The organism is Rossellomorea sp. NPDC071047 (assembly GCF_050270195.1).
In the GTDB taxonomy this organism is placed as follows: domain Bacteria; phylum Bacillota; class Bacilli; order Bacillales; family Bacillaceae_B; genus Rossellomorea.
This window is the reverse complement of the sequence record NZ_JBNNJT010000001.1, coordinates 713823-739760: the sequence shown is the minus strand read 5'-3', so window position 1 is coordinate 739760 and position 25938 is coordinate 713823. Positions and strand designations below refer to the sequence as shown.

The 25938-nt window shown below is 40.0% G+C and carries 26 protein-coding genes and 2 riboswitches; of the genes, 7 read left to right on the top strand and 19 right to left on the bottom strand.

The annotated features are described in order from the left end of the window. Positions 1–59: 59 nt before the first annotated feature. The 13 genes from proB to ACQKFO_RS03815 all read right to left on the bottom strand — a co-directional run bounded on the left by proB (position 60) and on the right by ACQKFO_RS03815 (position 11332). Entirely contained in the window at positions 60–1175 is a 1116-nt protein-coding gene (gene proB / locus ACQKFO_RS03875; RefSeq protein WP_427596980.1) for a glutamate 5-kinase, read from the bottom strand. A gap of 118 nt (positions 1176–1293) precedes the next feature. Then, the gene (gene proC, locus ACQKFO_RS03870) at positions 1294–2139 is read right to left on the bottom strand and encodes a pyrroline-5-carboxylate reductase (protein ID WP_427596979.1); all 846 of its coding nucleotides are present in this window, start codon (positions 2137–2139) and stop codon (positions 1294–1296) included. 453 nt (positions 2140–2592) lie between these two features. Further along, positions 2593–3546, bottom strand: coding sequence for an LCP family protein (locus tag ACQKFO_RS03865; RefSeq protein WP_427596978.1), 954 nt, complete (start codon positions 3544–3546; stop codon positions 2593–2595). Positions 3547–3713: 167 nt separating this feature from the next. After that, positions 3714–4433 carry an ATP-binding protein gene (locus ACQKFO_RS03860; RefSeq protein ID WP_427596976.1) on the bottom strand — a complete coding sequence of 240 codons (720 nt, stop codon included), beginning with the start codon at positions 4431–4433 and terminating at the stop codon, positions 3714–3716. After that, entirely contained in the window at positions 4430–4915 is a 486-nt protein-coding gene (locus ACQKFO_RS03855) for an ECF transporter S component (RefSeq protein ID WP_427596975.1), read from the bottom strand. The genes ACQKFO_RS03860 and ACQKFO_RS03855 overlap by 4 nt, the downstream gene beginning before the upstream one ends. Continuing rightward, the gene (locus tag ACQKFO_RS03850) at positions 4905–5495 is read right to left on the bottom strand and encodes a cob(I)yrinic acid a,c-diamide adenosyltransferase (RefSeq protein ID WP_427596974.1); all 591 of its coding nucleotides are present in this window, start codon (positions 5493–5495) and stop codon (positions 4905–4907) included. Before ACQKFO_RS03850 ends, ACQKFO_RS03855 begins: the two co-directional genes overlap by 11 nt. A gap of 14 nt (positions 5496–5509) precedes the next feature. After that, on the bottom strand, positions 5510–5947 hold the full coding sequence (locus ACQKFO_RS03845; RefSeq protein ID WP_427596972.1) for a bifunctional adenosylcobinamide kinase/adenosylcobinamide-phosphate guanylyltransferase: 438 nt from the start codon (positions 5945–5947) through the stop codon (positions 5510–5512). Further along, a complete protein-coding gene (locus tag ACQKFO_RS03840) occupies positions 5899–6528 on the bottom strand; it encodes a histidine phosphatase family protein (RefSeq protein WP_427596971.1) in 630 nt (209 codons plus the stop codon). Before ACQKFO_RS03840 ends, ACQKFO_RS03845 begins: the two co-directional genes overlap by 49 nt. After that, the gene (locus ACQKFO_RS03835) at positions 6486–7277 is read right to left on the bottom strand and encodes an adenosylcobinamide-GDP ribazoletransferase (protein ID WP_427596970.1); all 792 of its coding nucleotides are present in this window, start codon (positions 7275–7277) and stop codon (positions 6486–6488) included. The genes ACQKFO_RS03840 and ACQKFO_RS03835 overlap by 43 nt, the downstream gene beginning before the upstream one ends. Continuing rightward, a complete protein-coding gene (locus ACQKFO_RS03830; RefSeq protein ID WP_427596969.1) occupies positions 7264–7845 on the bottom strand; it encodes a bifunctional adenosylcobinamide kinase/adenosylcobinamide-phosphate guanylyltransferase in 582 nt (193 codons plus the stop codon). Before ACQKFO_RS03830 ends, ACQKFO_RS03835 begins: the two co-directional genes overlap by 14 nt. 43 nt (positions 7846–7888) lie before the next feature. After that, a complete protein-coding gene (locus ACQKFO_RS03825; RefSeq protein ID WP_427596968.1) occupies positions 7889–9349 on the bottom strand; it encodes an adenosylcobinamide amidohydrolase in 1461 nt (486 codons plus the stop codon). Continuing rightward, positions 9346–10404 (bottom strand): FecCD family ABC transporter permease, encoded by a 1059-nt coding sequence (locus tag ACQKFO_RS03820; protein WP_427596966.1) that lies wholly within the window; start codon positions 10402–10404, stop codon positions 9346–9348. The genes ACQKFO_RS03825 and ACQKFO_RS03820 overlap by 4 nt, the downstream gene beginning before the upstream one ends. After that, positions 10367–11332: an ABC transporter substrate-binding protein gene (locus ACQKFO_RS03815; RefSeq protein ID WP_427596965.1), complete on the bottom strand. Its 966-nt coding sequence runs from the start codon at positions 11330–11332 to the stop codon at positions 10367–10369. The genes ACQKFO_RS03820 and ACQKFO_RS03815 overlap by 38 nt, the downstream gene beginning before the upstream one ends. 133 nt (positions 11333–11465) lie before the next feature. Beyond that, positions 11466–11663, bottom strand: a riboswitch (cobalamin riboswitch). A 217-nt stretch (positions 11664–11880) separates the two neighbouring features. On the opposite strand from ACQKFO_RS03815, the gene msrA reads away from it, so the two are divergent. Beyond that, positions 11881–12411 (top strand): peptide-methionine (S)-S-oxide reductase MsrA, encoded by a 531-nt coding sequence (gene msrA, locus ACQKFO_RS03810; RefSeq protein ID WP_427596964.1) that lies wholly within the window; start codon positions 11881–11883, stop codon positions 12409–12411. Between the two features lie 56 nt (positions 12412–12467). Then, entirely contained in the window at positions 12468–12626 is a 159-nt protein-coding gene (locus ACQKFO_RS03805; protein WP_427596963.1) for a hypothetical protein, read from the top strand. A 48-nt stretch (positions 12627–12674) separates the two neighbouring features. Here the strand turns inward: ACQKFO_RS03805 and ACQKFO_RS03800 are convergent, their stop codons facing one another. Continuing rightward, positions 12675–14180, bottom strand: coding sequence for a phytoene desaturase family protein (locus ACQKFO_RS03800; RefSeq protein WP_427596962.1), 1506 nt, complete (start codon positions 14178–14180; stop codon positions 12675–12677). Between the two features lie 199 nt (positions 14181–14379). Here ACQKFO_RS03800 and ACQKFO_RS03795 point away from each other — a divergent pair, with 199 nt between their 5' ends. The 3 genes from ACQKFO_RS03795 (at position 14380) to ACQKFO_RS03785 (ending at position 17566) form a co-directional block, all read left to right on the top strand. Further along, positions 14380–15495 carry a glycosyltransferase gene (locus tag ACQKFO_RS03795; RefSeq protein ID WP_427596961.1) on the top strand — a complete coding sequence of 372 codons (1116 nt, stop codon included), beginning with the start codon at positions 14380–14382 and terminating at the stop codon, positions 15493–15495. Continuing rightward, entirely contained in the window at positions 15492–16010 is a 519-nt protein-coding gene (locus ACQKFO_RS03790; protein ID WP_427596960.1) for a hypothetical protein, read from the top strand. Before ACQKFO_RS03795 ends, ACQKFO_RS03790 begins: the two co-directional genes overlap by 4 nt. 332 nt (positions 16011–16342) lie before the next feature. Next, entirely contained in the window at positions 16343–17566 is a 1224-nt protein-coding gene (locus ACQKFO_RS03785; protein ID WP_427596959.1) for an MFS transporter, read from the top strand. Between the two features lie 99 nt (positions 17567–17665). Here the strand turns inward: ACQKFO_RS03785 and ACQKFO_RS03780 are convergent, their stop codons facing one another. Further along, positions 17666–18523, bottom strand: a complete 858-nt coding sequence (locus ACQKFO_RS03780) for a CvfB family protein (RefSeq protein WP_427596958.1) — start codon at positions 18521–18523, stop codon at positions 17666–17668. Positions 18524–18737: 214 nt separating this feature from the next. Continuing rightward, a riboswitch (purine riboswitch) is annotated at positions 18738–18838 on the top strand. 74 nt (positions 18839–18912) lie between these two features. On the opposite strand from ACQKFO_RS03780, the gene ACQKFO_RS03775 reads away from it, so the two are divergent. Next, positions 18913–20205 carry an NCS2 family permease gene (locus ACQKFO_RS03775; protein ID WP_427596957.1) on the top strand — a complete coding sequence of 431 codons (1293 nt, stop codon included), beginning with the start codon at positions 18913–18915 and terminating at the stop codon, positions 20203–20205. A gap of 54 nt (positions 20206–20259) precedes the next feature. On the opposite strand, the gene ACQKFO_RS03770 is transcribed toward ACQKFO_RS03775, so the two are convergent. Beyond that, positions 20260–21480 (bottom strand): MFS transporter, encoded by a 1221-nt coding sequence (locus ACQKFO_RS03770; protein WP_427596955.1) that lies wholly within the window; start codon positions 21478–21480, stop codon positions 20260–20262. A gap of 114 nt (positions 21481–21594) precedes the next feature. Beyond that, a complete protein-coding gene (locus tag ACQKFO_RS03765; protein WP_427596954.1) occupies positions 21595–22128 on the bottom strand; it encodes a YhcN/YlaJ family sporulation lipoprotein in 534 nt (177 codons plus the stop codon). Positions 22129–22263: 135 nt separating this feature from the next. Here ACQKFO_RS03765 and ACQKFO_RS03760 point away from each other — a divergent pair, with 135 nt between their 5' ends. Continuing rightward, positions 22264–22992 carry a ZIP family metal transporter gene (locus ACQKFO_RS03760; protein WP_148968840.1) on the top strand — a complete coding sequence of 243 codons (729 nt, stop codon included), beginning with the start codon at positions 22264–22266 and terminating at the stop codon, positions 22990–22992. 71 nt (positions 22993–23063) lie between these two features. On the opposite strand, the gene ACQKFO_RS03755 is transcribed toward ACQKFO_RS03760, so the two are convergent. Together ACQKFO_RS03755 and ACQKFO_RS03750 are read right to left on the bottom strand one after the other, a co-directional pair. Then, positions 23064–24998: an endonuclease MutS2 gene (locus tag ACQKFO_RS03755; protein WP_427596953.1), complete on the bottom strand. Its 1935-nt coding sequence runs from the start codon at positions 24996–24998 to the stop codon at positions 23064–23066. A 425-nt stretch (positions 24999–25423) separates the two neighbouring features. Then, positions 25424–25852, bottom strand: coding sequence for a DUF4395 domain-containing protein (locus tag ACQKFO_RS03750; protein WP_427596952.1), 429 nt, complete (start codon positions 25850–25852; stop codon positions 25424–25426). Positions 25853–25938 lie beyond the last annotated feature (86 nt).

Sequence of the window (25938 nt, the reverse complement as noted above, 5' to 3'; positions counted from 1 at the left end):
TTTTTTGAAAAAGAATTCAACCGGATTGTGCAGGGGAAGAAGGAGACAAACTCCTTCTTTTATACTCCTACTGGAATGGGTAAATCAACATGACATACTAGTTGGTCAATCTCGACTGCGATTTGATCCGCTTTGATGTCTGTAGGATTTTTCAGTTGTCCTGAACGGAAATTGACCATTCCCAAACCAATTTCTTCATTACGATTATCAAGGATTCGCACGACTGCACCTTTATTAAATCGGCCTTTTACAGTATAAATATCATCAATGGTTAAACTTTCTTTTTGTTCCAGAATACGTTCTTTCGCATCTGAGTCGATGGTGATTTCACCTTCGGGACCTGAGTTGAACGCAATCCACTGCTTTTTGGAGTCAAGGTTTACGGAATCTTCTGCAGATTCAAAGTACGTTCCTTTTGCTGTATGTTGGACAGCATCGTAAATAACATTTGAGTTTCCTGATTTACCTAGAAACGCAGGAATTCCAGAAGCCATCGTGATCTTAAATGCATCGATTTTGGATCTCATTCCACCAGTTCCTACAGAACTTCCCGGCTCTCCTGCCATGTCTTCGATATCTTCAGTAATTTCCGTTACGCTTTCAAGCAGTTCAGCATCTGGATTTTTACGTGGATCAGAATCATATAGTCCGTCAATGTCAGATAGAATGATGAGTTGATCAGCATCGACTAATGCCGCAACTTTGGCAGAAAGGGTATCATTGTCTCCGAATTTCAGCCGGTCAATTGTTACTGTATCATTTTCATTGACAATTGGGATGATCCCTCTTTCAAGCAGGACATTGATTGTATTTCTTGCATTGTTATATCGATCTTTATCCGAAAAATCACTACGAGTGATCAAAATTTGTGAAGCCACGTATCCGTTGGAAATTAATAGATCAGAATACGCTTCAATCAATAGACCTTGACCAATAGCTGCTGCTGCCTGCTTCTCCGGAAGAGAGCTTGGACGTGTTAAACATCCTAGTTTACGATACCCGGCAGCGACTGCACCTGATGAAACAAGCAATACTTCATGGCCATCATCCTTTAAACGGACAACTTCATCAACAAGACGTTCCAGTTTTCTACGACTCATTTCTCCATGCAGGCTTGTTAATGAACTACTTCCAATCTTGATTACGATACGTTTCTTCTGATTATTTTGGGACATTCAATCACTCCTAGTAAAAAGGTCCGTCCCTCGCCCCTCTTTATGTGTGTAGGAACGGACTTGTATTTCTTGTTTGGTTGGTATTAGTTATTTGGGGTGTTTACTATTCGATGTTTGTTTAGCTAGTTACTAATTGTTTGGACTGTAAGGATGAGCTTATTTCTTTCGATCGTTTTTCTGCTCCCTTGACAGCTTCTGAGATAGCCTTACCTCCGCCGAACTCTGCTAATGCATCCAGTCCTGCAGCTGTAGTACCATTTGGGGATGTTACATTCTCTCTAAGTTGAGTTGGTGATTCTTCACGCTCAAGCATCATTTTGGCTGCACCGAAAATGGTTTGAGCTCCGATTTTACGTGCTAATTCAGGATCTAATCCAGCTTCGGCACCTGTCTTTTCAATGTGTTCCATTAAATAGTAAAAGTATGCCGGACCACTGCCTGCAATGCCAGTGAAAATATCCATCTGACCTTCTTCAATCACGAACACTTCACCAATGCTCGATAATAACTCTTTTGCATTTTCCATATCTTCTCTTGAAGTAAAGCGACCTGCACTTATGGCTGTAGCAGATTCTTTCAACATACTTGACGTATTTGGCATGACTCGGATAACAGGCTGACCTGCAGGTAATTGCTCTTCCATATGAGAAGTAGTGATCCCTGCCAGCACCGACATGATCACTGTATCGTTTCTTACTAAGTGATTAATCGAATCTAATGCTTTATCAATATCCTTCGGTTTCATCGCAAGAATAAGAATATCTATCTCATTAAAGGGTAGATCATCTTTTGTTAAAGCCGTCACATCGTATTTCGCTTTCATTTCCTGAAGTCTTCCTTGATTGCTTCGATTAGAAACAATAATTTGTTCTGATGGGATCTTTCCGCTTTGCACAGTACCTGAAATCATTGCTTCCGCCATGTTTCCTGCACCTAGAAAAGCAACCGTTTTATGTTTTAACAATCATATCCACTCCTCTTCCTACATTATTTGTCGGGTTTTTAATCGTACATTCATTGTTTAAGTTTAATATTAAATATGAAGAATTGTTTGTTGTTAAATTTCCTGGTTAATGTGTCTAAAAACCTTTGGTGTCGTGTGTTTGTTCACAACGTTTATAATCGTAACATGCTGGTATATGATATCAAGGGCAATAAAGGAAGTAGTTAGGAATTAGCCGAAATACGAAGTGGAAGCGTTATCATTACCATTTATGTTAGTCAGATTCCTTCTAAAGGCTATATATTGGCTCAGAGAGCGTATAATCAGAATTTTTACTTTTGCTTTACTGCTTGAATGACAGTCGATTTTTCCCACACATACTGTCAGATCAGTTCTTATCGCTGTATTCATTCCTACTTCCCAATCGTCAAAAAAAGCCCGTAAAGCATTTTCAGCTTTACGGGCTTAATAAATTCATTCAGTTGTAGCTTCGTCTGAGCTCTTACCATTAAGAAAATCTTTCAGAGCTTGTATATTTTCTTCAAAATTAATGTCAAGTACCGATCCTACACCGCTATAGCTGCCAAAACCATACGACCCTTCAACTGGAATGGTGAGCTTATCCATATCACTGCTATTACTCAACAGGATATCTTTAGCGATGGAAATTTGATCAAGCTTACTCATATTTGTCTGTATATAGGGTTGAATCGATCCCGCCATTTTAGGAAGCTTTGTAACTCCACCTATTGAGAGGACTTCATCTTTAAGAGCATTTATGACTTTTTGTTGTCTTTCAACCCTGCCGAAGTCTCCCTCTGCATCAGCACGGAACCTGGCATATCCCAATAATTCTTTCCCATTTAAGTTTTGAACACCCGGCTGAAGGGAAACGCCAATGTTTTCCGACATCGCCTTTTCCACATCCATTTCAATTCCATCCGGTGCCAGTACATCAACGGATTGTTCAAATCCTTTGAAGTCGACTACCATGAAATATTGAATATCAATATCAAAGTTGTGTTTGATGGTCTTTCTGAGCAATTCTGGTCCACCTAAATAAAATGCTGTATTCAGCTTATAGTTTTGGTATCCCGGTATTTCAACATATATATCCCTCATAAAGGAAACGAGTTTGGTTTCATTTGTTTTCGGGTCGATCTGTGCTAGCATCATCGTATCGGTCCTGGATTTCTCTTCGCCTCTGCTGTCGACTCCCAATAGCAATACATTGACCTTACCGTCCTTATCTTTTACACCATTGAATGTATACTCTTCTTGAAGCTTATCGTCTCCAGCCATTTTGTATCCACTATAAAATTGAAACCCTGCATAACCGAGTAAACTAAATATAAGTAATAATAATACCAATATCACTTTTCTTCCGCGTTTTTTCTTTTTAGACTTGCGGTCTAATCGTGAATCCATTTCTTCACCTACTTTTATGACATTCATGAATTACTGATGATAGTATGAAATAGTACTCTATTCGAATGAAATTGACAATCGAAGAATCTTGGATGAACTAACACATTTCTCCATACCATTTGAAAGTATATTTTATCACAAATATCCATAAAAGTATTTATTTGTTCCTACCACTGGAAATCAAGTGAATGGAAGAAACCGTTCGTAAGATCTTTTACATCAAGTTCCTCCGCTTTTCTGAAAGAAATGATGAATGATGTTGAAGGTCCGCTTGATTTGTCCAAGTCTTGGGTTGAAGCGACATCCTCGCTTCTTAAAGGCTTCCCTGATAAGAGAGAAAGTTCATGAAGAACGCCTTTAGAACCGACTGGCATTATATCGATGATAGATGAGTGATGAACACACTTCATAAATAGAGATAGTGGAGCAATGAATGTATGTTGGTCTATCACTTCATTTCCTACCAAGGGGGTTCCGATAAGCGCATAAGCAAGGTTTGAACAAGAGGTAATGGGTCTTTTCTTGTTTCTCATGCCAATACACGTAACTCCAATGGCCGATTGATTAAGACTGATATTCGATTCAGTGCTCCCTGTAATAGGAGTACCATCCAGGTTCATTTCACTTAAACCTTTCTTCACACCACTGCAATACTGATCCCATACAGCATCACTTGTAAAGTTCAGTAATTGAATAGCTTTGAGCCTTGCTCCTGTGGCCAAACATTCCATCACTGCGACCCGGAAACAGTAATAGCCCACTGTCTCAGGATCCGCAAACACTACATCTCCTTCTTTATTTCCAATCCCTCCACTGCAATCAGTTGCCAAGATCAGCTCTTCCTCATCTGAAATAGAAATGGATATGACATCTCTAAGCTTAATCATGCAATTTTCCCCCTTTTCAATCTTGACTCAAGTGGAGGATACAAGAAGTGGGCTACCGTTAAATTAACGAAACTGGCTAATAATAAGGGTGGAAGAATCGCATAGTAAAATGAAGGACTAAAGATGAATATAAATGGAATTCCAGCGAGTATACCGTTGCCTATAAAAAACAGGATGGCTGCAAATACCCGTTTTCCTTTTGAAAATACATATCCAAATAACCATACAAAGAAGGCCATTTCAATCGCAATGAGAACATGAAACGGTCCTAGCGGGAATCCAACGTAATAGCTAGAAAGCAAGTGACCTCCACTTGCAACGATTGCCCCCCATCTCCCATTGTAGAGAGAAGCAATCAATAAAGCAGGCATACTATCTATAGCTATTGTCCCGATTACAGCAGGTATCTTTACCATTCCACCGATCGCAGAAAAAGCCATAAACAAGGAAAGTAATAAAAGAGTCCTAAGATTACTTTTCATTTTTTTTCTGAACTTTACCTGTTGAAAATACGTTAGCGCTGCGAATATATTCAACATCTTTTACATTACAACGATAATTGATCACACGTGCCAATGCGAAAAAGTAGTCGGATAATCTATTGATATACTGCAATGTCACAATGGGAAAGTCCTCGTCCATTTTTGAGAGCGAAACCATGATCCTCTCTGCTCTTCTTGTAACCGTCCTAGCTATGTGTATACTTGATGAAGCTTTCACACCTCCTGGTAAAATGAACTTCTCAAGTGAAGGCGCTTCCTTCGTAAACCTATCAATCTTCTCCTCCAACATCTTGACGGATTGAGGTTGAAGTTTGATTTTTCTATGCTTAGAAACGTTGGATAGGTCACCTCCACAATCAAATAGTTCATGCTGAATCGCCTCAAGATCCTGTAGGACATCCTGAAAACGCTCGACATCCAGTTCTGAAACGGCTTGCCCAACAAAAGAATTCACTTCATCCAATGTACCATATGCTTCTACACGAATATCATCTTTATCTACTCTTCCACCGATTAAACTCGTTTGACCTTTATCACCAGTTCTTGTGTAAAGCTGCATGCTTACCCTCTCCTTTATCCTTTTAACGATGTAGCAAGGCCGTACCAAACCAGCCATACTTGCTTAGACATTTTCGACAGATCTTGATAAACCCATCCTGTCATATCCCGCCATTCCCTGGACAACTTTTCCATTGGGACAATTCCTTTCCCGACTTCTGAACCTATCCAGATCACTCTACGATCAGGGTCTTCTTCTTCCCACTGCTTTAAGGTTTGCATCAAAATTGTAAAAGACTTTCTGACTTCGGAATCATTTTTTAAAATGGCTGATCGAATTCCATACTCAAGTCCCTCTATTACGATGACAGAGTTTGAAAAGTTGATTTCATCCAAATGGATCCTTTCTCCACTAAATAATGAAATCCAGGTTGTATCCGTTTCTTTAAGATTAAAATGGGTTTTCACCCACATGCTTTTCCCATTAAAGGAACCTCCCGTAACGAAGTACATGTTTGATTCCTCCAATCATTTTCTGTCTTCCATACCATTTCATACCCTTCTCCATGGTTGACCTTCCATTCCCAAAACGTTCTGTGAACATGTCCAGGAGATAAAGAAGTTAATAGATGTCGAATGACTCCACCATGAGTAATAACTGCGTACCGCTTCCCATTGTGCTCTTCTATCTGGGCTATGATCTGTGCCCAGGCTAAATCGACTCGTTTTCCAAATTGTTCTATCCCTTCCCCATTTGGTGGAGAAATGGATGGGTCCAATAACCATTCTTGATAAGCATCGTCATCCTTTAAGCTCTCATAGGTTTGACCTTCCCAGCCTCCAAAGTGTATCTCTCTTAAAAGGGATGAAGAGATTAATGGAGCGTGAGGGAACAGAAAATGAGCGGTTTCTATACAGCGATTAAGATCACTCGAATAGCATCGTTCATACTCTTCAAAAAAAGGATTTTGCCTCTTAAGTAATTCGATTCCTTTTCGAGATAAACTGGAATTGGTCCAGCCGAGGTATTTCCCTTTCTCATTTTCCTCTGTTAAACCATGGCGAATACATGCAATAACCATATAGTCATCCATAATAACAACTCCACCCCCTCTACACTGCCCCCGATTGTATCACCGGACATACCGCCAAACCATTTAATGGATCTAGAATAAACAAAGCAGAATAAAGCTAACGTCACCAGGCTGAATAAAGCATAAAAATAAAAGCAATTTAAATAGAAACTGCCCACTCCACCGAGCAATAAACCGGAAACAATCCATATAAGATCATAACCGGTCACATTCTTACTGAAACCATAGCCCATTCCAGACGTCTGGGCTGCAGGGATAAGAATTATACTCGCCCCCATCATTATTCGACTTAATAAGGGAATCGACAAAAGGATCATGCCTATCAGAATAGTGGAATGGGTTTGAAGGATGGTTTCATAGATAAATAGAAACCGTGAAGAAAGCAATACCACCAGTGACAAAACACCAAAGGCACCTACCCTTGGGTCTTTCATTATTTCTAATCGCTTTTCCTTATCTCTATAGGAAAAAAAGGCATCACTTGCATCCATATAGCCATCTAAATGGATACCGCCCGTTAATACGATTGGCAATACCCAAATAAAGAATGATATACCTAAAGGGCTTATGTGCGTAAAAGAATTCAGAAAAACATATCCTCCTACAAGAAACACACCTACAAATAAACCTAACAGTGGAAATGTACGGACCATCCACTTCATTTCCCTATCCCCTATTGAAAATTCTTTACGGATTGGCAAAATCGTAAAAAACTGCAGGTTAAGAATAAAGCTTTTAAATAGGATCATGAGGAAACCGTCCCTCCTCATTCGGACCCCTCTTTTTCACAACTGGGATTCCCGCCGTCATTTTAATCGCCACACATGCTTTTTTCACCATTCTTATATGCAATGCACCTAGCCGTTTCTGGAAAGTAATGATATCCTTTGAATCAATCGGAAGGTCAGAAAACAATTCATTGCTAACCAGGAACAGTACATCAACTTTATTTAGCAACTGTACGATAGATTGATAGATTTTCTCTTCTATATATTGACCTTTCTCCTCAGTACCACCATACATCTCATTTGTTAAAAGAGTCGTGAGGCAGTCTAAAAGAACAACGGAGTGTTGAGGAATTTGGTTGATTATCCTTTCAATTGAATTTGGACATTCAATCGTCGTCCATTCCACAGCAGACTCTTGCCGGTCCAACTGGTGTTTCAAGATTCTTTGCTTCATCTCCCTGTCAGTGTTTACTCCACAAGCAATATAGACCAATGGAACGTTCGACTTCTTCTTCTCTATTGCGCATCTTTCAGCAAAAGAGCTTTTGCCGCTTCTAACCCCTCCGGTAATAAAATATAGGGTTCCCAAGCCGATTCCCCCTCTCCTCAATAACCTTTTTATTGAAAAGATTCTACTCTGTTTGATCCAAATAGCGTTCAATGGCTTTTTTTGTTACCTCATACACACCGCGCCCAATCAACTTCCCTATCGGTGTAATCGGCCCGGCAAACGGCTCCAGCTCTCCTTGTTGACTTGAGGAGATCAGAATACTGTCGGTCGGTGTGCCGGTTGCAAGTTGACCAGTTCTTCTGTCCCTCACATTCATGTCATGAAGTGCCCTCACTTTCGCTTCTGTTGAGGTTACAAGGGCTTCTATATATGCTTCATCTGAAAGATTCCCATTTATGAACACCCATGTATTAATCGTCCCTGGCCTTAAATCAATATCATATTGATAACTTGTCGAGACATCAATCGCATTTCCGACACCGGCTGTCACTACGACGAATACGGAATGCCCCTGAACTTCGAATGATTCGCATACCATATTATTTAAAGGAAGCGCCGTCATCATGCCTACAGAAAATGAGGGGTCCAGGTCTTTCTGAACAAGAAATTCTTTCATATCTTCTTGGTAATCTGAGCAGTCATAATCTGCAGGGACTCTACGATTGATAAAGTGACTGTACCACCCGATTCCTGCACCAATAATTCCTGAGGACATGCATTTTAAAGGGTAAGGGGCAGAGAAATGTATGTATTCTTCTCTCACGTTTAGGTAACTGTCATCTAACACAAAGTTCTCTGTCGCACTCTCCTCGGGAACAATGACCATTTGAGGTTTTGCAACTAAAGGATGAGCTTGTTTCTGAACCTTCGTATCATACACCTCTTCTATATGTTTCTCTTTCAGAACCTCTTCCGGGTGGTGGAGAAGTTTGGTTCTTCCTTTGTCTAAGAGCAGTAAGCGATCACAGTATAAACTTGCTAAGTTTAAGTCATGAAAGATTGCGATTACCGTTAATTTTTCGTGTATTGTCTGATTTTTTATTAAATCCAACAATGCCTTCTGATATGAAAGATCGAGATGATTAGTGGGTTCATCAAGCAACAACACCTGTGGCTCTTGAGCGAGTGCCTGGGCAAGGAATACCCTCTGTCGTTCTCCCCCTGACAGCTCATGAAGGAAGCGGTGCTGAAAGGACGTAATGCCCGTTTGATCCATTACCTTTTCCACGATTTCAGTATCCCGTTCAGTCGTTCCTTTAAAGAGACCTTTTTGGTGAGCATATCTCCCCAGCATAACCGTCTCCCTCACCTCATAGGAAAAGGATTCTGTCGATATCTGAGGAAGTACCGCTACCTGTGTGGCTAGATCCCTTGAAGAAAAATGATGCAGTTTTTTTCCTTTCAACCTTATGCTTCCATCCATTAATGGAAGCAGACCCGTCATGGCTTTTAACAGCGTCGTCTTTCCACTTCCGTTAGGTCCAAGAATCCCAAAGAATTCTCCTTCATCTATATGAAAATTCATGTCTTCCACGATTATTTTATCGTTATATCCTACTGTAACACCGTTTACATCTATCATGATGAAAGCCCTCTTTTCTTCAGGAGAATATAAGCAAACATCGGGGCACCAATAAGAGCTGTTATCACTCCAATCGGAAGCTCGGTTGGTGCAATGATGGTTCTTGAAATGAGATCAGCCAACACGAGAAAGCCTCCCCCAACAATGATGGACAAAGGAAGTAAATGTCTATGGTCATGCCCTACTATCCTTCTTAGAAAATGAGGAATTACGAGCCCAACAAATCCAATTGTACCTGAAACGGCGACAGCCGCTCCCGTCAGGATACTTCCAGCAATTAAGATAAGGAGTTTTCTCTTTTGTACGGATATTCCGATGTGATGGGCTTGTTCTTCACCAAAACTCATGCCATTCAGTTCCTTGCCATTGAGGAACAAAACGATCACTCCAATTAAGAAAAAGGGGAATATTATCGTAATGTAATCCCACCCTCTCATGGACACGCTTCCAAGTAGCCAACCGATAATCTGTCTTAATTCCTCTCCCGTCAGGGCAATCATTAAGGATATAAAGGAACCTAAAAAAGAGCTGAAAATAATTCCAGTCAATATGATGGTTTCAACTTTCATAGTTCTTTCAACCTTCTGTGCAAACCATAATACTAGGAAGACGGTTATAATCGAACAAAGAATACTGAGAAAGGGAAGCGTAAACTTCCCAATGAACGGAATGCTCCAATTAAAGAACAACGTAATAACAGCACCGACCGATGCTCCTGAAGACACACCCAATGTATATGGATCAGCAAGCGGGTTGCGCAATAGTCCTTGAAAAGAAGCTCCTGCAATTGCCAGGGAGCTGCCAACCAATAATGCCAGTAATACTCTGGGCAATCTTATGGAGTACACTATATTTGCAAACATTGGATCAATTTCTCCCGGTATAGGGAATCCAAACCATTTGGCTCCAACGATGAACAGAATATCCATCGGTGGGACAGAGACGGTTCCGATCGAAATGCCTGTAAAGAGAGCGAAAAGTAAAAACGTTACAGCCAACCCGTATGTTATCCATATTTTATTCTGCAAATAACTCCGGATAGATCGACTTTGCAATTTCCTCTACTCCTTCAACTAATCTCGGACCGGTACGTGTCACCAAATCTGAATGTACGTCATGGACATCTTCATTTTTTACAGCGGTTACATCTTTCCAACCTTCTCGGCCCATCACTTGTTCCTTAGGATTTTCACTATAAAAACCATATGTTGTAATGATGACGTCTGGATTGGAAGCGATGACTGCCTCTTGGTTTACCTGAACCCATCCGTCCTGTTCACTCATTACATTCTCAGCATTTACAAGCGATAGCATTTGATCAATGAAAGTATTTTTCCCTGTCGAATATATGTCAGGAGATGGTGAAACCTCTACATACACTTTTTTCTTTTCAGATACACCACTGACTTTTTCCTTAATGGATTCTAGATCTGCTTTCATCTCAGAAATGACGGATTCAGCTTCATCTTTCTTACCGACCAATGTGCCGATGTTTTTCATCGTGGTGTACACTTCCTCAAAGCTATTGGCATCACGTACGATATATATCTTTACCCCTGCACTTCGAAGCTGTTCTAACCCTTCTTCTGCCGACACAGCAGTGGACTCATGAGCAAGAACCAAATCCGGATTCAAACCGATAATCTTCTCAACGTTAAATTCCATTCCACCTATTTTTTCTTTGTCCGCTGCTTCTTTTGGGTAATTATCAAAATCTGAAACCCCTACAATTTCCTTATTCAACCCTAACTCGAATAAGATTTCTGTGTTGCTTGGAATCAATGAAACAATATGCTTAGGTTGCTCATCCAGCGTGACTTTATTATTCAAGGCGTCGTTTACTGACAAAGGAAAAGCAGATTGTCCCTGACTTGCTTCCCCGCTATTTTTATTCTTTTCTACACTTTCATCGTCAGTACCGCAAGCTGAAAGGAGTCCTAGAGATACTATTAGTACGAGAATGATTTTGAATGTGTGTTTCATACGTTTTCCTCCTGTAAATGAACTTATTCCCAGACAAAAAAACATCTCCAGTGGACTAGAGATGCTGTGTAAGATGCATAAAAGGCTTTAAACCGTTAAATATGCATATTACACCTTTCTATCCGCGTAGATTTGGTGCGAAAGAAATCAGGCAGGTCTCCTGGCTCATGGTCATTGTTCGCTGCACCTTCCCATACCCATTGGTACAGTGGCATTCATACAGCTCACTTCCATTTACAGTGGCGGGACCGCGTTGGAATTACACCAACTTCCCTATTATGAAGCAAAGAAGTATCGTCACTTCCGCTTCACCTGATTTCATGTCGTATGTAATTGTTCCGTTCAACAGAATTATACACAAGATTCTATGGATAGTGAATGAAATTTGATAAACTTTGCTGAAAATAGCAGGAATCCTTCTTTTCGAATCAATCCAGGTGCAAACTTCAAGCTAATAGATTGTCCCCTCCATTATTTCGTGATAAAATCTGTTTCAAGCAATCGCTTTACTGCTTTAGAGGAGCACATAAGGTACAGGAGGTTCAGCAATGAATGAAAAAAAAGAAATCGCTACCTTTGCAGGTGGTTGTTTTTGGTGTATGGTAAAGCCATTTGATGAATTACCGGGAATTATTGATGTCGTGTCGGGTTATTCAGGTGGCCAACTTGAAAACCCAACATATCAAGATATAAAAGCAGGAAATAGTGGACATTACGAAGCTGTTCAAATCACATTTAATCCTGATTTGTTCCCTTATGAAAGATTATTAGAGCTATACTGGCCTCAGATTGACCCAACGGATGATGGAGGACAATTCCATGACCGCGGGGATCAGTACCGTACAGCTATTTTCTATCATAATGAACACCAAAAACAATTAGCTGAAAAAACGAAGAACGATATAGTAAATAGTGGACGATTCAAGAAGCCTATCGTCACAAGCATTCTTCCTGCCTCCACTTTCTATCCGGCAGAAGAATACCATCAAAAATTCTACAAGAAAAATCCAGATGAATATAAACAAGACCGGGCAAAATCAGGTCGCGATCAATTTATAGATAATCATTGGAAGAACTAAATAGTGGGATGAAAAAAACTCCTTTCGCCAAACTAATGGCAGGAAGGAGTTTTTGTATGAAGAAAAATGAGAAAAACCCAGAAGATAAAGAGCAGGTTATCGGGTTTGAAGGTCCAGGGAAAGTCGTCAATTTCTTTGACCCCTATCCTGATGAAGATGAAGAGAATGTAAATAACTCGGATACCGTAGATAATCATTCTTCAGAAAAGCAGTAAAAGCCTAAAAGGTGAAGATTATTTAAATTTAACCTTCACCTTTTCATATTAACCAATGAATCGATTCACCTTCACTTGCTCATTAATGATCAGTTCCGCTGTCAGTTGTCCCGAAAGTGTGACCATCGGCACACCTCCACCTGGATGGGTTGAACCTCCCACGAAGTACATATTAGAGAGCACTCTGCTCTTATTCGGAATCTTGAAGCCTCCGTTAAGCTTACGGTCTGTGACAGTACCATAGATTGAACCACCATTCGCCCCATAAAGGGTTTGAAGGTCGTTAGGAGTGAAGGTATATTCGTATTCAATATGATCCCTTAGATTTGTTACGCCCATTTTCTCCAACTTATCCAGCACTTTGAGTCGATAAGTTTCTTTGTATTGAGTCCAATCCTCACCCTCTTTTAATGGTGGCACGTGTGTCAACACAAACAGGTTTTCTTTTCCTTCAGGAGCCTGTGCGGGATCCGATTTCGACGAGATCCCAATATAAATCGTCGGATCATCAGCCAGTTTATTCTCATCGAAGATTTGCCTGAATTCATTTTTAGGGTCCTTACTGAAAAAGAAGTTATGGTGAGCAAGATGATCATATTTACGATCTACCCCTAGCAGCAGTACCAACCCTGAGACCGTAGGGGCATACTTACTTAGTTCCTCGACTTCCTTAGGAGACTCATGATAGTCAGCCAAAAGGGATTTGTAGCAAGGGATCGCCTCTAAATTCGATACAACGATGTCCGCCATCAACTCTTCTCCTATTTTCGTACGTATTCCTTCAGCACGGCTGCCAGTGGTAAGAATATCCTCAACTTCACAATTTAAGCGAATCTCTACATCGAGTTCCTCCAACACCTTTGCCATTGCCTCTGCAATTTTATACATTCCGCCTTTTACGTAATGGACTCCCAGTCCCAACTGAACATGTGTAAGCTGTGACATGATGGCTGGTGCATGGTAAGGTGACGAACCGACGTACATGACCAGGAAATTAAATAGCTGCAGCAAATGCTTGTCTTTAATGAATTTACGATTTGCAGCATCCATGGATTTCATCGGATCCATTTGCAGTAATTCTTTGACCGGATGCATCGTGCGTAGGTCCTGCAAGCCATTGATGCTCTTTTTATAGAAGCTTTTCATTGTGAGCTCATACATTTTTCCACAGTAGCTTAAATAGTTAAAGAAGTTATTCGCATCCTCCATGGATGTCTTTTTCATTTCTTCTAACATCGTTGGAAGGTCCGAAGATATATCCAGAACCTTACCGTCTTCAAAGAATGTCCTCCAGCCCGGCTCCACTCTGATAATATCCACATAATCATTCAGATCACGGCTTGCATGAGCAAAGACTTTTTCCAGTACCCACGGCATCGTAAGGATCGATGGTCCTGTATCGAAAGAAAAGCCTTTTCCTTCTCTTTTATTTAATTTTCCGCCAAGTCTTTCCCCTTTCTCAACAATGGTCACGTCATATCCTTCTGAGGCAAGACGGATCGCTGTTGACATACCTCCTAATCCGCCACCTACTACTATCACTTTCTTCTTCATTTCATTTCCTCCTTACGAGAAAGATCGTTCTCTAGTGAATCGCCTATTCAGCTTTCCATTGTGCCCATTTTGATTGACTTCAAACAAATTTGACATGAATTTATACACACAAAACAACCATTTCATATGAAAAAAGGTATCACCTTTAACGAAAATGGTTAAAATGTCGATAAAAACCAAAAGATCAGAGGGTGAAAAAATGTATATTTGGTTAGGGTCTATTATTCTTACCGTTTTCCTTTTTACTAGAATCCCTACAGTCAAAAAGTCCATTCATGTAAGGAATAGTTTTCTCGTAAAAAAATGCTCCATTATCATTCCTGTCAGAAATGAAGAACAGACTATCGGAAATCTATTATCGAGTATTCAGAAGCAATTTATTCAGCCGTTTGAAGTGATCGTGGTAAATGATGGATCGAAGGATCGAACGAAAGCAATAGCTGAAGAGTTCGGTGCAACAGTCGTGGATACTCCCCCTCTCCCAAATGGATGGAACGGAAAATCCTGGGCTTGTTGGAATGGGGCGGAAGCAGCAAAGGGTGAATTCTTACTGTTTGTTGACTCAGATACATGGTTCGAGCAAGCAGGACTTCTTAGACTATGTGAGACTTATCAAGAACAGCAATGTCAGGGAGTTCTGAGCATTCATCCCTATCATAAGATGAAAAGTGGATATGAGACTTTATCCATGATGTTTCATTTAATGGTATTCGCCGCTACAAGTGTAACTCATCTTTTTTCCGGGTTGGTCAAGCCTTCGGGTGGATTTGGACAGTGCTTCCTGTGTTCAAGAGCTGTATATCAGCGAATTGGTGGGCACGAAGCAATCAAAGGGGATATGGTGGAGCATTTTGCTTTAAGTCAACGCGCAAAGAAATGTGGAGAATTAGTAGAAGCAGCCAGCGGGAGAAATGCCATATCCATGAGAATGTATGGGAACGGGTTAAGTGAGTTATTCCACGGTTGGTCGAAGAGTTTCGCTTCCGGGGCAAAATCGACAAACATCATCCTTTTGGCTCTATCCTCTTTGTGGATTACCTCACTCTCTTCCTTTGTCATACATTCGCCGGTAATGATATGGACAGACCCATATATTTATATGATTCAGTACTTGTGTTTAAGTGTTTACTTGTATTTCATTCTTAGCAGAATTGGAAATTTCACCATTTTTGAGACGCTTCTATTTCCCGTCCATATTCTATTCTTCGTGATGACATTTTTCCACTCGGTGTTTACAACATTTTTGACGAAAAACACGAAGTGGAAGGATCGATACATTTATTTAGACAAAGGGAAGGATGAAAGGATGAAATGATCATCCTATTAAATATTTTTGCTTGGGTAAGTATTCATTTCGTTATTTCCTTTATGACATCCAGATTGACCACCAAACAACTCCAAAGCTTGTCCCCCCTCTTTCATCCTCTTGAAATGGAAGCCGGGGGTGGAATATTTCGATTTTTGAAGATTAAAAAATGGAAGAAATATATACCTGATGCAGGGAGATGGTTTCGTGGTGGCATAAATAAGAATGAAATCGGCCTCACTTCTCAACAGGGTCGAATCACCTTCCTCCTCGAATTGAATCGTGCCGAATTATCCCACTGGCTGCAAATGATACCAGCACCTTTCTTTTTCATTTTAAATAATGGAATCGAGTCCGGGATCATGTTCCTATACGGAATTTTATTTAACCTGCCCCTTATTCTCGTGCAGCGCTACAATCGTATAAGGATCATTAAGATAATGGCTAAATATTCCCCGTCAAAATCTCGCCCATCAAGAAATCTCAGTCACCATATCTTTAACCATTTTACAAATAGTGAATAAATTTATAAAAATTAGACCATTTTAATGATAAGAACCGAGGAAGTCCTCCACATCAATAGCCATGCATCACCCGATTTGCTCGGTTCCCTCTTCTTTTCCCCCTCCTTGGTCCATATAACCCCATGTAGATATTTGTCGAACACTTAAGTCTCTTCTTTTCCCACCATTATGCTAAACTAGTTGCATCAATTATGAGGAGGAAATAACATGCAAAAAACGTTCAAAACACTTTCAACATTTCAAGGAGGAGTGAACGTTTAAGTTCCTTATACATGAAACGACGCTCCTTCTTCCAGGACAAATAGTACATTATTAGGAAGTAGGAGACATATATGGACAAACGAACGACGATTGCATCCCATAATATCCGGATGCTATTTTGGATTTCTTTTTTTGGTACGATCAGTTTTCTTCAACCAGTCTTGACTTTATTCTATTTTGAAAGAGGTTTAACTTCTTCTCAAATTTTGATTCTACTCATGTTTTGGAGTGGAGCTGTTTTAATTGGAGAAGTTCCAACCGGGATGTTTGCTGACCGGTTTGGGGCAAAGTATTCATTCTTGTTAGGTTCTGTTCTTAAAATCATTAGTATCGTGCTTCTTTTATTTGCCTATGATCCTTGGATGTTTTTCTTATACAGCTTTATAAATGGGTTTAGCGTGACTTTTTTTTCCGGGGCTGATGAGGCACTAATTTATGACTCACTCAAAGAATCCAATGAAGAAAATCGCATGGATCACGCAATGGGCAAAATTCAATCTGCTACATTTATCAGTATGTTGATTGCGGTTATATTCGGTTCTTATTTAGCTAAAGATTTAGCTGACAGCCAATTTAATTTACTCATTATCTTAGGCTTGGTCTTCCATTTAATAGAGATATTCTTCGTTCTCAAAATTAAGCAGCCCTCTATGGACTCCTTCAAAAGAGAGAATCCTTTTTCTCAAATTAAAAGTGGTCTGCGCGTGATTCGTCAAGCACCGGAGCTTTCGCTGATGTTCCTAAACGTAACATTGGTCTTCATACCTGCAGGAGCTGTTTATCAATACTTCGATCAGCCCTTGATGAAGGAGGCAGGATTGCCTGTTTATTTAATTGGCGTTTTTTATGCCATTTCGGCAGTCATGGGTTATTTTGCTTCTAATTCCATTGGGTGGATGACTGCAAAGGTTTCTAGGGTGAAGCTTATGAGTGTATCTGGTTTGTTAGCGGTAATAGGCTTACTGTTATCCGCTTTATTCGGTTCATCATTATGGATTGTTCTGGGATCTTTTTTCGTTTTAAGACTGGTTCGAGCCATCCGTTACCCGATATACGCTCAATTAAGCAATGATTTGATTCCGTCCGGGATCAGGGCGACAACAATTTCCTTGCTTTCCATTGTAGATTCCGTACTGGACCTTGTAGTGTTCGGAGTGTTATCTACAATTGCAGTAACAGGATATTCAACTGTTTTGATCGGATGTGCATTCATCGCATTGATAGGCACGATCCTGCCTATTAAATCCGTAAGTATGCAGAAAGCCCACCAAAATGTTAAACAAATAGAATCATAATACAAAAGAGTGCTGACAGTTATGGTCAGCACTCTTTTGTATATGTTCAAGAAAACCAGGAAGGACTACCCCCTCTGGGCGAGCCTCCCGTTAATATTGTTACTTTTTTAAGTAAGTCCAGCCTTCTTCTTGATAAACCCGGTCTTCCTTCATGAGTTTTCCTAGGGCTCGTTTGAAGGAAGCTTTGCTCATATTAAAGCGATCTTTAATTTCTTCGGGCAGACTCTTATCCCAATAAGGAATGGCTCCATTTCTTTGTTCCAGATACTCGAGAATGACCTCCGAATCATCCAGCATTTTGTCCTGCTTTAACGGTAAGAACGATACATTCAAGTTCCCGTCATCCTTAACGTCGATGACTCTCCCTTCAACCAGCTCACCAAGTCTAGGTTCCGCCTTGCGTTCATTTTCGTGAACGAAGCATCGATATCCTTGTTCGGATAAAAAGAAGGTTCCGACTCTAAGTAGTCGATACACCCGTCCTTGCACTTTAGCGTTCATCATTTCTGTAGAGGCTCTTCTAGACACCTGCTCAATGATATTTTCAGTGGCTAATCGTCCGTATAAGCGGTCCTGCTTATCACGATTCAGTGTTAAAAACAACTGATCACCCTGGTTTGGCCAAAGTTCCAGGAATTTAGGAAGATCATCTGCCGAGACTAAAATATCCTTAGGAAGGCCAATGTTAACGAAAACGCCTAAATCCTCCCGTTTATCCACTACCTCAGCCCATCCGTAAGCACCTACTTGTACTTTAGGGATTCGCATTGTCGCAGTCAGGCGAACATCCTTATCATGATAAAGAAATACCTTCACAGTATCTCCTTCTTGAATTTCTTCTGTTATTTCAGAATGGTGAAGTAACACACGGTCTAAATCATTCGTTAGAAAGAAACCATACGGTACTTCATGATCAACGAATAAATCTACTACCGTACCTGGTTTTAAAGAAGACATTATACTAGTTCCTCCTATTTCAATTACTTATTAACTTAAGTTCTCTCTACTCAAGTTTTGTATTCACTAAATATAGCTTTTTTCAGTGATTATGTATAGTACATGAGGCGATTTTTATAATAAACCATCAATTTAGAAAATAATGAATTCACGAACATTTAGTCGTTCCATTGACCTGATGAAAGTGACTTGATATGATGCTTCTAATTCAATTATAACAAATTCTCATACACCTTGTATAAGTTCAAGAATAAGGCTTGAACGTTTCTACCAGCTACCTTAAATGGCTTGTCTACAAGATAAAAAAACACGATTATTTTTATCCTGTGGATATGACTCTGGTTAACTTTTGACCAGAGTCTTTTTATTTACTACTTGGAGGGTTATTTATGAAAACATTCTTTCAATATGCAGAAAGAAGAACAACTTATAGAAAAGAAACGTTAGCAGGTATAACGACCTTCCTTTCAATGGCCTATATTCTTGTCGTCAATCCAATCATCCTCAGTCAGGCAGGGATGGATAAAGGCGCATTATTTACAGCTACTGCCCTGTCAGCGATTGTAGGGTCTCTCTTAATTGGGGTACTTGCAAACTTCCCAATAGGTATTGCACCCAGCATGGGACTTAACTCTTTCTTTACCTTTTCTGTATGTATCGGAATGGGCGTTCCATGGGAAATTGCACTGACCGGAGTATTTGTGGCAGGCATAATTTTTATGATCTTAAGTGTCATGAAAATACGCGAGAAAATCATCAATGTCATTCCACCGGATTTAAAATATGCGATTGTAGGGGGAATTGGGTTTTTCGTAGCATTTATAGGGTTTAAAAATGCTGGACTTGTTGTTGCCAATCCAGAAACCTTTGTTTCAATCGGAAATCTTTCTTCTCCTGCTACACTTCTTGCAGTCTTTGGATTTGTTATTACATTGATGATGTTAGTGAGAGGTATTAGAGGCGGAATATTTTATGGAATGGTCGCAACCACAGTCATGGGTATGATCACCGGGAAGATCGAGGTGCCAAACTCCATTATTGGCAAGGTTCCCAGCTTAGATCCTACATTTGGAGTTGTTTTTACTCATTTAGGAGACATTTTCACCCTTGAAATTATGGCGGTGATCTTCACGTTCCTATTTGTAGCATTCTTTGACACTGCGGGGGCATTGATTGCTGTTGCCAGTCAAGCGGGTATAATGAAAGACAATAAGATTCCGAATGCAGGTAGAGCTCTTTTAGCTGATTCTGCTTCAGGAGTCGCTGGAGCGATCTTTGGGACTTCAACGACAGCCTCCTTTGTAGAATCCTCTGCAGGAGTAGCCGTTGGAGGCAGAACGGGCTTCACTTCCATAGTGATTGCATTTTGTTTCTCTATTGCTCTTTTCTTTTCACCTATTTTATCTGTTATTACACCTGAAGTGACAGCCCCGGCATTGATTATTGTCGGTGCTTTAATGGCTACCGAAGTAAGGCATATTAACTGGAGTCGCTTGGAAATCGTTATTCCTACATTTGTAACAATCATTATGATGCCCTTAACCTTCAGTGTTGCAACCGGGATTGCATTAGGGTTCATCCTTTATCCGTTAGCGATGATCTCGTTAAAAAAATGGAAAGACGTTCATCCGATCATGTACATCCTTTGTGCATTATTCATAATTCACTTTGCTTTTTCTTAAAGGGAAGAGAGTGATTGCCGGATTATCACCTTTGCAATCACTCTCTCTTTTATTCTATGGAAGTTTATGAAAACTCCTCACCTTTTCATCGGTAGGAAGCAAGAAGGTCAACATCCCTAGTAATGGGAGAAAGCTGCAAAGTATCATGACGAAACGAATGGTGAATAGATCTGCGAGTCCTCCGAAGATGACTGCACCTACAGCTCCCATACCAAAGGCAAGTCCAACGGTCAGTCCTGATACCATGCCAATTTTGTGTGGCAAAAGCTCTTGTGCATATACAACGATTACACTAAAGCTTGAAGACAAAATAAACCCGATGCAAAAGATAAATGGGTAGACAATACTTAAAGATAAGTAAGGTAAAGCAAGGGTTAACGGGGCAGCACCCAACATTGAAAAGAAAATGATATTCCTTTTTCCAAAACGGTCAGAAAGTGGCCCTCCCAAGAAGGTTCCCAGTACTCCGGCAAACATAAAGACAAAAATGTATGCTTGCGCTTCTTTAATTGAAAGACCATAGTCTTCAATTAAATAAAACTGGTAATAATTGGATAAACCAGCTCCGTACCACGAACGGGCAAACACTAAAAACACTACTAATACCATTGCCCATTTAATTCTTCTATGAATCGGGTTTTTCTTCACGTTTGTCTTGTTATGTCGGTTCATCTTCTCATTAGAACTTAATTGTTCAGAGTACCAATTGGATACATGAAATAAAACAATGACCCCCAAGATTGCTACAACGGAAAACCACAAAGCCCCTTTTTGGCCAAATGGAACAAATATAAATGCAGTAATCAATGGGGCAAGTGACTGACCGGTATTCCCGCCTACCTGGTAAATCGATTGAGCCAGGCCTCTGCGGTTTCCCGCTGCCATATATGCCACCCTTGAACCTTCTGGATGAAAGATGGCAGATCCGAAGCCGATGAATAACACCGACAAAATGATCCATAAAAAATGGCCAGATAATGCAAATCCCACCAAACCAATTAAGCTTGATAGCATTCCTAAAGGAAGTAAATAAGGTTTCGAACGTATATCCGCATAATAACCGAATACTGGCTGCAACAATGAAGAGGTCATATTGAGGGCAAATGCGATCCAGCCGATTTGGGTATAACTCAGCTGCAAGGATTTCTCAATGATTGGAAACATGGCCGGAACAACTGCCTGTAACGTATCATTTATAAAATGACCAGAGCTAATGGCTAATAGAATACCGTAAATAGTTGGATTTTGCAGGGGTTTCACAGCTGTTTGAGCCAAAAATGTCACTCCTCCCTTTTATTTCGTCACTCTAAATAGTATACTGAATTCCCTGTCCAATTCATACAGGCAAATAAAAAAAGCCGAAGCAATGTTCGACTTTTATTATTAGGTTTACCCTCTGTTCGGAAAAACGCGTTTCAGCATATCTGCCATTTCTTCTCCCAGACCCTCAATCGGTTTTCCGTTCTCTGCTTTGTTTGCATAATCTCTCATACGATCAGTGAAATCAGGATTAGTTGAAATATAAACGTTATCTATATTTCCGTTTTGACTTTTCACTTGTTCCGAAATCTTTTTCTCCAAGTCTTTCGAAACTTTCCCATTCATTTTATCTTCAAGTACCGCCGCTACATACGCGTTTTGATCTGTGGTCAAAACATAAGCGCTTTTCACTTCATTAAGACTGGCCACTTTATTTGCCTCTTTTTCTGCCAGTGAATAATTTTCTCTCATTGTTCCGTCATTGACATACTCACGATTATTAACATAATCACGATTTGCCTGATCGTTTTTGTAGTTCACCTTTTCCAAATTCCTGTTATTCATTTCTTGGCCTTCTTCATTCATGTCATTCCCCATACCGCAACCTGTTGCAATGCCCATGAACAATAACCCCAAAAGGGATATCAATAGAAATTTTTTCAATTTGACTACCTCCTAAATATTATTCATCCTTACTATCCCCACAGCACTTTAAAACTATTCAAGGACTGATTTAGCGTTTAATCCCACTCACATTTAGGGAAAACTCATTGTGTAGAATGTTACGGAGGTGGAGAAATGGGCCAGGCTGCTTTATGGGGAGGAATTGCCAGTTTATCCCTGCTGATCGGTGCTGTTATGGGAATTTATTTGCACATATCAAAACGAATTGTCGCTTATATCATGGCATTGGGAACGGGTTTGATCATAGGCTCTGCCACCTTTGATTTACTAAGTGAGGCAGAAGGGAAAGCGAACCTCTTCCATCTCACATCCATGTTCTTACTAGGGGCGCTCATATTCACTCTTTTCGAAATCTTCATTTCTAAGAAAGGTGGAAGTGAAAGAAAGAGGTCAAAGAAGAATCCCCATGGTCACTCAGGATTAGCAATTTATGTAGGAACCATAATGGATGCAATACCCGAATCCATCATTATTGGAGTCAGCTTTATAGGAGACCAATCAATACAATGGGTGTTCATCATCGCCATTTTCATCAGTAACTTACCTGAATCCTTATCAAGCAGTATCGGTTTCAAACTTGATCAATATAGTACAGGTAAGATTCTTACTCTTTGGGGAAGCGTAGTCGTTCTCTCATCCCTTAGCTCCCTGCTCGGGTATACACTCTTACAGGATGCATCGGAAAGCATTTCTTACATAATCGGAGCGTTCGGGGCAGGCGGATTATTAGCCATGGTATCCTCTACGATGCTGCCAGAGGCGTTTGAAGAAGGTGGGCCCATTGTCGGATTTCTATCTTCATTGGGAATCATACTTTCTTATATACTGACAAACTTGTCGTAAATCATTTTCTTATAATCCCTTTGATATAGTAAAAACGTCCTTAAGCAAATGCTAAAGGACGTTTTTTACGTTTATTCTTCATGATCTATAGTTAAACCCTCAACAAACCGTTTTCCCATCAGCTTTTCTTTTTTCCGGTTTTCTTTACTGTTAAAGATAATATCAAAATCATAATCATCGGGATATAGCTCTTTCGCTGAAACATAAAGATCCAGACGTTTATGATTAATTAGTCTTTTTTCACCCTTAATTTGCACCATGTAATCTCCTCTATCATTTGGTCCGCCATATACAATCCCGAATTCTCCACTTGTTGAAAGCTTAACATTATCACCTTTACTAAATAATTGAACTCCTCTCTCTCCCTTCAATGTTGATTTACTATGGTTCCTTTTTTGATATTTGTTTACGATAACCTGCTTTTCCATTTCCTTCTTCGTGTGATAATCGATTTCTCCCAGGTCATAGCATTTCTTTTCTCTATACGTAATTTCATGGGCTTTTTCAATAATCTCAGGGTGCATTCCCAGCTTTAATGCAATGGCAAATGCTTGACTCTCGCCTCCCTTACCCACTATGAGCTTATACGTGGGTTGTAATGTATCAATATTGAATTCCATACTCCCGTTCACGAAGCCTTCATGCTCTTCTGCGAAATGCTTTATTTCACTGTAATGGGTAGTTGCGAGTATTGTGGCTCCCTTTTCATATAATTGATCCAGGATGGCTGTGGCAAGCCCCATTCCTTCAAGGGGATCCGTACCGGAACCAAGCTCATCTAACAGAACCAAGGTTTGATCATTTGTATTCTTTAATATTTCGATAATGTTTATTATTTGGGAGCTGAATGTGCTTAAATTTTGCTGAAGGCTTTGTCCATCCCCTATATCCAATAGAATATCTTGATAAATACTGATTTCACTGCCCTTTTCTGCGGGGATATGAAGGCCGCATTGGGTCATGACGGTGAGTAGTCCAACCGTTTTAATGGCGACTGTCTTACCTCCAGTATTCGGTCCAGTTATCACTAATGCATGAAAATCCTCACCCATCTGAATGGATAGTGGTACTGCCTGTTTTCCAAGCAGGGGATGCACCGCATTTATTAAATGTATTTGATGATTTTCATTTACCATGGCGCTCACACCATCAATGGAACGGCTATACTTCGCCTTTGCAAATAGGACATCGTAATGCACCATCGTCTCAATCGCCAGCCTTAATTGTGGTTCATATGTTTGAACCAGCCCAGTTAGCGTCCACAGGATGTTCTCTACTTCACGGTCTTCCTCAAGTTTATAAAATAAAAGCTGATCTTGCTGAATGCTTAATTCCTCAGGCTCAATATAGAGAGTCGATCCTGAAGCAGATGAATCCAATACGGCTCCTTTCAATTTTCCTTTATATTCTTTCTTGATGGGGAGAACATACCTGCCACTTCTCTGACTAACAATCGATTCTTGTAGGTATGATTTATATTTAGCTGATTTTACAATCGCTTGAATTTTATCCTTTAACCGATCCTCTTGAATCCCCATTTGTTTTCTAATCCTTAACAACTCTTTACTGGCGTAATCGTCCACTCTTCCATTACGTATACATCGATTGATTTCTTCCCCAATCTCAGGGATCTCTTCAATTGAATAGACATATGAAGAAACCCTTGGAGCCACCCATTTTTTATCTTCCATGAATTTTTTTATTTTTTTACACGCATCTAGAAAATGATAAAGGCTTGTCAATTGATCTGGTTTCAAAGGCACCCCTTTATTCAGGTTTACTATAATGTTTTCAACACCATCTAAAGCGTGAATTGGTATACTTGCACTTTTTTCCAGGATACTTACAGCTTCCGTTACTTCACCTAAACGCATTTCAATTTGGCGTTTGTTGATGGATGGCAATATGTTCCTTAATTCCTTTTTCCCCTCTTCTGTAAGGGCATACCGTGTCAATTCTTCCTTCACATTGTTAAATTCTAATGTTTGAAAAGTCTTTTCGTTCAATGTTTTCTCCTCCAAATATAAAAATAGACCACAACGAACAATGTCCATTGTGGTCTTACTCACTCGTATACTGACTTACCAATAATAATTGCATGTGTCTACGTAAAACGCGAATCGTTCATAACTGGAAGTTAGAAACGACTACACAGATTTCAGAATCCATGTACACAAAAAGAGCTGTGCACAAAGACACAGCTCTCCTATTAAAGGGTTGAGTATGCTATGACCATTGTTCTTAACTACACTTTGAAGGCAAAGCTAAATAAGCTTATCGAATAACCTGTTTTTAAGGCTATTGCCTGCAAAATGTCCGTATTCATTTCACGGTTAGTTAAGAACGACACCTAACATAGAACATACTCCCTTTGTATACATTAATTTATTTCATGAATAGTTTACGATGTATGGGATTCATTGTCAATAGGCTATTGTACAGACCTTTTATATTGGAACCTTTTCCATTGAAAACGGATAAAGCAACCGACACAGAATCCCCCAAGGGCGATGGAAGCTGCGAGGAATACCATTCCTGAAAAAAGGTAGAAGCCTGTGCTCCATCCAGCCAGAGCACTAATGATTGCTCCTCCTAAGCAAATCACGGCGATCATGTTGTTAAATCGCTGCTGATCAGCGTCTTCAGGAGGATATGATGAAAGCTCATTCTTCAAAAAACTCCTCCCTGCCTTTATGACGGGATTGAACTTAAATATCATGGCTGATAACCCTACCGTTAATGGAAGCAATAAGAATAATTCTATTTGAAACACCCATGAAGTGGCTACAGTTGAAAAGATGAACCACTGATTTAATTGAACTAAAGGTTTCGGTATAGAATTGAGTGAAGGTGACCCCACTTTAATCCCTACCTTTCTGATTGGAATTTATGTAATTATAGTGTAGCGGATTCATCAGAAATAATCAAAAGAAAAAACCGAAAGCA

Excerpts from the sequence above, each read along its gene's own strand:
- proB (WP_427596980.1), bottom strand. The coding sequence starts at position 1,175 with ATGTCCCAAAATAATCAGAAGAAACGTATCGTAATCAAGATTGGAAGT.
- ACQKFO_RS03865 (WP_427596978.1), bottom strand. The coding sequence starts at position 3,546 with ATGGATTCACGATTAGACCGCAAGTCTAAAAAGAAAAAACGCGGAAGA.
- ACQKFO_RS03860 (WP_427596976.1), bottom strand. The coding sequence starts at position 4,433 with ATGATTAAGCTTAGAGATGTCATATCCATTTCTATTTCAGATGAGGAA.
- ACQKFO_RS03855 (WP_427596975.1), bottom strand. The coding sequence starts at position 4,915 with ATGAAAAGTAATCTTAGGACTCTTTTATTACTTTCCTTGTTTATGGCT.
- ACQKFO_RS03850 (WP_427596974.1), bottom strand. The coding sequence starts at position 5,495 with ATGCAGCTTTACACAAGAACTGGTGATAAAGGTCAAACGAGTTTAATC.
- ACQKFO_RS03845 (WP_427596972.1), bottom strand. The coding sequence starts at position 5,947 with ATGTACTTCGTTACGGGAGGTTCCTTTAATGGGAAAAGCATGTGGGTG.
- ACQKFO_RS03840 (WP_427596971.1), bottom strand. The coding sequence starts at position 6,528 with ATGGATGACTATATGGTTATTGCATGTATTCGCCATGGTTTAACAGAG.
- ACQKFO_RS03835 (WP_427596970.1), bottom strand. The coding sequence starts at position 7,277 with ATGATCCTATTTAAAAGCTTTATTCTTAACCTGCAGTTTTTTACGATT.
- ACQKFO_RS03825 (WP_427596968.1), bottom strand. The coding sequence starts at position 9,349 with ATGATAGATGTAAACGGTGTTACAGTAGGATATAACGATAAAATAATC.
- ACQKFO_RS03815 (WP_427596965.1), bottom strand. The coding sequence starts at position 11,332 with ATGAAACACACATTCAAAATCATTCTCGTACTAATAGTATCTCTAGGA.
- msrA (WP_427596964.1), top strand. The coding sequence starts at position 11,881 with ATGAATGAAAAAAAAGAAATCGCTACCTTTGCAGGTGGTTGTTTTTGG.
- ACQKFO_RS03805 (WP_427596963.1), top strand. The coding sequence starts at position 12,468 with ATGAAGAAAAATGAGAAAAACCCAGAAGATAAAGAGCAGGTTATCGGG.
- ACQKFO_RS03800 (WP_427596962.1), bottom strand. The coding sequence starts at position 14,180 with ATGAAGAAGAAAGTGATAGTAGTAGGTGGCGGATTAGGAGGTATGTCA.
- ACQKFO_RS03795 (WP_427596961.1), top strand. The coding sequence starts at position 14,380 with ATGTATATTTGGTTAGGGTCTATTATTCTTACCGTTTTCCTTTTTACT.
- ACQKFO_RS03790 (WP_427596960.1), top strand. The coding sequence starts at position 15,492 with ATGATCATCCTATTAAATATTTTTGCTTGGGTAAGTATTCATTTCGTT.
- ACQKFO_RS03785 (WP_427596959.1), top strand. The coding sequence starts at position 16,343 with ATGGACAAACGAACGACGATTGCATCCCATAATATCCGGATGCTATTT.
- ACQKFO_RS03780 (WP_427596958.1), bottom strand. The coding sequence starts at position 18,523 with ATGTCTTCTTTAAAACCAGGTACGGTAGTAGATTTATTCGTTGATCAT.
- ACQKFO_RS03775 (WP_427596957.1), top strand. The coding sequence starts at position 18,913 with ATGAAAACATTCTTTCAATATGCAGAAAGAAGAACAACTTATAGAAAA.
- ACQKFO_RS03760 (WP_148968840.1), top strand. The coding sequence starts at position 22,264 with ATGGGCCAGGCTGCTTTATGGGGAGGAATTGCCAGTTTATCCCTGCTG.